Below are 3,506 nucleotides of genomic sequence, written 5' to 3'. Positions count from 1 at the left end.
TTAAGTGATAAACTCAAGAGTAATACAAAGACCCGCCGGGTCCAATGTAAGTGAATTAACCTACTTAAGTCCGTTTCATTAAGCCAATCTCACGGCACGGAATTCTTCTTGGAGAGATTCATACTTTGAAAGAAAATGGTCGTCTGAATTGTTTTGTTTGGCTTCCTCCCGAGCTCATAAGCCAGCTAACTAGTTAAGAGTATTCGCAAGAACTGCATAATTTGTGCTTTCACAAGAGTCGGTTTTGTTTGAAAATTCCAATGCTAAACCGATATTTTGACGCTTCAACATACGAGAATCTGCGTCTATATGATGACACAGAGACCGGTCGTATGATCATTTCCGAAACACATATTGCTAAGCAGTCCGGGTGGCATACTACAGGGCTTTCCATACCAAACTCCTAAAAACCTTGAACTCTTAGTTGCATGTAACCGAAAACAATACTTAGCAGAAGTGTTATCGCGCTTGAAGCCATGAAGATGGTGAGATACTTCAAGTTTTGACCCCTCTCCTTAACGTAGATTCTATAAGCGATCAGATTAGCTAGAGAGGCTATGATGGTGCCGCTACCTCCAATGTTTACGCCCAGAAGAAGGCCTTTGTAGCTCTCGGTAAACGACGAAAAAAGGATTGCGGTTGGCACGTTGCTGATAAACTGAGATATAAGAGCGGAGCTGGTCATTGTCCTTATTTCACCATTTGTTGCAGACTTCATCAGCGTGGCTATTATATCCATTCTGGAGATGTTGTCTATAAAGACAAAGAACAGCAAGAAAGTACCCAGCAAGAAGTAGTCAATCTTTTGAAAGAACCTTCTTTCAAGAATTATTGTAACTACCACAGTGAGTACAAGTCCTACTCTGAAGTCGATGATTCTGAATACTGAAAGCATAACAACAAGAAAGCACCCAATGAAAATACCAAGCTTTTGAGGTTCACGGATCTCCGAAGATGGAACATCGAAAGCAATTTTTCTCTTGGAGTTCAAAAGATTCATCACGAGAGTCCAGCATATTCCGAAAACAACAAATGGAAACATTAGCCTCGAGAATTCCAGGATACCAATCTTGTATTCTTCGAAAAGAAAGAGATTCTGCGGATTTCCTATCGGCGTCAGCGCGCTGCCAAGATTAGCAGCCTGACTCTGAATAATAACAATCCACATCGGATCGAATTTCGCCTTTTCGGCTATTATCATTGTGAGTGGAACGAGTGCGATAAGGGCAACGTCATTGGTAATCAAGGCGCCCATAAAAGCCGTAAGAACAACAATTACTGATCCAATGCTTCTGGAGCTTCTTAGATTGGAAAGCGATATAGTGGCTATCTTCTCCAGAACCCTGTATTCCTTAAGAGCCTGAACAACTATCATGAGGCTTAAGAGCTCGGCAATTACTCGCCAGTCAATGCTTTCAATACGAGGTGGAATAATTATTGATGTGATCAAAGCCAACAGCAGAGATATCCAGAACATCATCTCCTTCACGAGATGTCTCTTAATAAACCGCTTGTTCAATATAGTCTTATAAATAGCTCCTGAAATATTGGGCACTGAGAATGACCTCCGATCATCACCAGGGGAGATAATATCACCAAAGAAGCGATCAGATGAAGCATTTCATGCTAAATACAGGTAACTGCATTTATTCAAATCAAAGTACTTCGGGTTTCTTTCGATTCGCTACTCCCCATATGGTATCCACAAATGTCGAAAATCTCTGAAAATATAACTTCCAGTAATTGAATACGATAAGGCTTCAATGTGTAATATACTCAAAGGGGTCGATCGCGTTTATTGAGCTAAGAATGAGTTAGAGAGAATTTGTTTTTTTCCCGGAGGGTAAGACGTTTGGCACGAAGAATTCATTCTAGACATTATGGACATGAATGGAATGTGGCCGCTGCGGTTCTCAGAGGCTGTAATACGAAGGAATTACTGAAAGAGTACTTCTCAGTGATGGGGAGAAGGTTCGGCATTTTCTTCGAGGTCTTCCCCTATGGCAAGAGGATGCACGAAACCAGGGATCTAGATTCATTTCTAGATTCGGCTATAGAAGACATGAAAGAGGATGGCTGGCTTATTCAGGACGGCAACAAATTTGAACTGACAGAAAGGGGAGAGTCTGAGGCAAGGAAGATGCTCGCCGAACTTCAGAATAGCGGCAGACTTCTGGAAAAAGCAACAAGAGCCGAAACAGTCTCGAGAGTAACGATAATCGTTCACTTCATCCTTGCTGCCTTGAAACTTCCTGCCGCTATTATTTCAGGCAGTGTCGGCCTTCTCAATGATTCATTCGACACTCTTTTGGACGGAATCTCAAGTATCTTGGTGTACTGGGGAGTGAAGAAAAACCATGAACATCTGGTCAGCCTCATTCTTCTATTATTTATGGGAGTAACTGGTGTCTTTTCATTGATAGAGGCTCTGTTCAGATTCATTTCCGGTGAGATCCCTTCTCCCGATCTCCTTACTTTTACTGCAGTGGCAATTTCGGGAATAGTCTGCGCTCTCTTGTGGTTCTATCAGAAGTACTCAGGTCTTAAGAATCGATCCTTCCCGCTGATTACCCAGTCGGCGGATTCAAGAAATCATGTTCTTGTAGCTTTGAGCGTAGCAATTGGCCTCATCGCATCTCTCATGAGGATTCCCTACGCTGACGCGATTGTAGGGTTAATTGTTTCCATTCTGATTCTCAAAGGGGCGGCAGAGTTACTGATAGATCTTATAAGATCTGCCAGAGGAGACGCCATCGACTTCGAAAGATATGGCTTTTCTCTCTTCAACAAGTTCAGAGCGAAGCAGCTAAAGCGCTGGTTCCTTTTCATGATCGATCAAGGGAAGATACAGACTCGCGATCAGCTCGAGTGCGAAGCAAAGGCATCTATGGTTTATCAAGATATAGAACCCCTTAGAGCCTTGGGAATTTCCGATTCACATTCTGACGAATCGATAGTTAAGACCGCTCTGGAGGCTCTAGATAAAGAGATGCTAATAACTGAGTCCAATGGATATCTAAAGCTTACAGAAAAAGGTTCCACCGAATTGAAATCTACCCGTACGTGATTGCCACTTTGTAGGAACTGATCAACATCTTCTCAAAGTCTACTGCTAGAGCAGTTATATCTCTCGTCAACTAATCATCCGGCACTATATGCATGATCATCGAAGTAAAGCGTAGATTAAGAATTAGTTAAGCGTTCGTATGATTATCTCTGTAGATAAATAGGGCTTCCTGAAAAAGCACACAAAGCGCATGAATAGTGAAGTACAGGCAAATAATGTGGTATAATGGTGCAAGGGGAAACAAGGTATAGACTCAAAAAGCTTGCACCGAGGTGATGACGAAGATGTTTCTGAGGAGACATAAAGAGAACCAGATGGAAATGGTTGGATTCGGAGGATCACTGACAAGAGTACTGTAGAAGAACCGCCTTTATCCAGAGATAACGATGGCGACATTACAAAACAGAACGACCAGGAAAACACGCAGCAACACAACGAT

2 protein-coding genes are annotated in these 3,506 nt (G+C 42.3%); one reads left to right on the top strand and one right to left on the bottom strand.

Annotated elements, in window-relative coordinates:
* Positions 1–403: 403 nt before the first annotated feature.
* Entirely contained in the window at positions 404–1,555 is a 1,152-nt protein-coding gene (locus B3157_RS00800; protein WP_292588090.1) for an SLC13 family permease, read from the bottom strand.
* Between the two features lie 297 nt (positions 1,556–1,852).
* On the opposite strand from B3157_RS00800, the gene B3157_RS00795 reads away from it, so the two are divergent.
* Positions 1,853–3,067, top strand: coding sequence for a cation diffusion facilitator family transporter (locus tag B3157_RS00795; RefSeq protein WP_292588088.1), 1,215 nt, complete (start codon positions 1,853–1,855; stop codon positions 3,065–3,067).
* Positions 3,068–3,506 lie beyond the last annotated feature (439 nt).

The sequence above is a fragment of the Mesotoga sp. UBA5557 genome, from assembly GCF_002425715.1.
Classification (GTDB): domain Bacteria; phylum Thermotogota; class Thermotogae; order Petrotogales; family Kosmotogaceae; genus Mesotoga.
Note: the sequence above shows the minus strand (reverse complement) of the source record. Positions and strands in the feature narration are given on the sequence as shown.